The sequence below is a fragment of the Pseudomarimonas arenosa genome (assembly GCF_014841215.1).
GTDB lineage: Bacteria > Pseudomonadota > Gammaproteobacteria > Xanthomonadales > Xanthomonadaceae > Pseudomarimonas > Pseudomarimonas arenosa.
In genome coordinates this window covers 1-2,534 of record NZ_JACYTR010000124.1, presented here as the reverse complement: position 1 = coordinate 2,534, position 2,534 = coordinate 1, and the positions used below count along the sequence as shown (strand labels likewise).

At 64.7% G+C, this 2,534-nt stretch carries 2 protein-coding genes; both read left to right on the top strand.

The features are described from left to right. Window positions 1–715, top strand: a 715-nt coding sequence (locus IFO71_RS21415) for a hypothetical protein (protein WP_225444870.1), incomplete at its 5' end; no start/stop codon positions are given. 91 nt (window positions 716–806) lie between these two features. Next, entirely contained in the window at window positions 807–2,222 is a 1,416-nt protein-coding gene (locus tag IFO71_RS21410; protein WP_225444871.1) for a coniferyl aldehyde dehydrogenase, read from the top strand. The last annotated feature ends 312 nt before the right edge of the window (window positions 2,223–2,534 follow it).

Here is a 2,534-nt window from a genome sequence, read left to right as displayed (position 1 = left end):
TCTGGGAGCGAGGAAGGCGCAGGCTGCGCAGCAGCCGTTGCCGCGCAGCGGCCGACCGAGCGTAGCGCACGCGGGAAGGGCCATGGATGGCCCTGCTCTGGGAGCGAGGAAGGCGCAGGCTGCACAGCAGCCGTTGCCGCGCAGCGGCCGACCGAGCGTAGCGCACGCGGGAAGGGCCATGGATGGCCCTGCTCTGGGAGCGAGGAAGGCGCAGGCTGCACAGCAGCCGTTGCTGCGCAGCGGCCGACCGAGCGTAGCGAAGGCGCAGGCTGCACAGCAGCCGTTGCCGCGCAGCGGCCGACCGAGCGTAGCGAAGGCGCAGGCTGCACAGCAGCCGTTGCTGCGCAGCGGCCGACCGAGCGTAGCGAAGGCGCAGGCTGCACAGCAGCCGTTGCTGCGCAGCGGCCGACCGAGCGTAGCGAAGGCGCAGGCTGCACAGCAGCCGTTGCCGCACAGCGGCCGACCGAGCGTAGCGAAGGCGCAGGCTGCACAGCAGCCGTTGCCGCGCAGCGGCCGACCGAGCGTAGCGAAGGCGCAGGCTGCGCAGCAGCTGTTGCCGCGCAGCGGCCGACCGAGCGTAGCGCACGCGGGAAGGGCCATGGATGGCCCTGCTCTGGGAGCGAGGAAGGCGCAGGCTGCGCAGCAGCTGTTGCCGCGCAGCGGCCGAACAAGGGTCGTGCCAGCGACGAAAGACCGCGAACACTTTGTCATCTAGTGAGAATTGTTCGCGACGTTGCTGTGCCTGGGCTGGCGGTGTCTTTCGGCGCGACCTCATGAAATATCCGGGTTAGACTGGCCGGATGGACATGATCGCCGACACGCCGCTGAACGAACTGCAGCCCACCTTGCAGCGATTGCGCGATGCGCAGCGCGCGCGGGTGCCCGACTATCGCCAGCGAGTCGATGATCTGAAGCGGCTGAGGGCGGCGTTCAAGGCCGGCCTGGAGGGTATGGTTAACGCCCTGCAGCAGGATTTTGGTCAGCGCTCACGGCACGAAAGCCTACTCACCGATGGCATGACCGTGCTCGGCGACATCGATCATGCGCTGAAGCACCTGCGCAGTTGGATGCGGTCGCAGCGGCGTCCGACCCACTGGCTGTTCTGGCCGGGGCGTTCGGAAGTGCAGCTGCAGCCGCTGGGGGTGGTCGGGGTGATCAGCCCGTGGAACTACCCGGTCAATCTCGCCTTGATGCCACTGACCGCCGCCATCGCCGCCGGTAATCACGTCTACCTCAAGCCTTCCGAGCATACGCCGGCAACCTCGCGCTGGTTGCGCCAACTATTGACCGAGGTATTTCCGGCCGATCGCGTCGCCGTGGCGATGGGTGGGCCGGAGGTCGCAGCTGGCTTTTCGGCGCTGCCCTTTGATCATCTGTTCTTCACCGGATCGACCGCGGTCGGGCGGCGGGTGATGGCCGCTGCTGCGCAGAATCTGACCCCGGTGACCCTGGAGCTGGGCGGCAAGTCGCCAGCGATCATCGCCGAGGGCTACCCGCTCGGCACGGCGGCCGAACGCATCGCCACCGGCAAGTGGCTGAACGGCGGACAGACCTGCATCGCGCCGGACTATCTGCTGGTGCCCGAAGCCGGTCTTGAGCCGCTGATCGCCGCCCTGCGCCAGCAGGTAGAGACGCGCTACCCGGATCTTGCCAGCAGCGCCGACTACACCCGCATCATCAATGATGGCCAGTACCGTCGGCTGTGCCAGCTGCGCGAGGATGCGCGCGAGCGCGGTCTGCAAGTGATTGAACTGGCCAAGCTGGCGCCGGAGCGCGCCGATGCTGAACGTATCGTTGCGCCCACCCTGGTGATCAATCCGAGCGATGAAGCGGCGATCATGCGCGAGGAAATTTTCGGTCCCCTATTGCCGATCAAGACCTATCGCGGTATTGATCAAGCGATCGACTACATCAACCGGCACGATCGGCCGCTGGCCCTCTATCACTTCGATCTGGACCGGCGCCGCACCCAGCGGGTGCTGGATCGCACTGTCGCCGGTGGCGTGACGGTGAACGACTGTGTGTTGCACATCGCCCAGCATGACTTGCCGTTCGGCGGCGTCGGCCCCAGCGGCATGGGCCATTACCACGGTCATGCCGGCTTTCTGACCTTCAGCAAACAGAAGGCCGTGTACTACCAGTCGCGATTGTCCAGCATGAAACTGTTCAAGCCGCCCTACAAGGGCTTGGCGGATTTCCTGGTTAAGTTCCTGACGCGCTAGGAAACGTCCTAAGGAATCTCTGAACAAGTTCAGAGATTCCTGTGGTGCACTGTCGAAACTCACCTTTGCCTGAAAGCAATCACTTGTGTGTCGGCTTTCCGCGCGACCTCATGAAATATCCGGGCTAGCAGCCTGTCGGACTTGATCAGCACTCATGGTACAAAGTTGCCATGAGCAAATTCATCGTCATAGACCACGCGCAAGCGTTACTGTTACCTCCCGACTTGCGCGAGTGGGTGCCGGAAGATGATCTGGTGAACTTCGTCATCGAGGCGGCGCGTCGGGTGCCGGTGACGAAGTTCAAGGTGAATG

Bases quoted from the DNA above. Each gene is read 5' to 3' on its own strand.
- IFO71_RS21410 (WP_225444871.1), top strand. From the start codon at position 807: ATGATCGCCGACACGCCGCTGAACGAACTGCAGCCCACCTTGCAGCGA.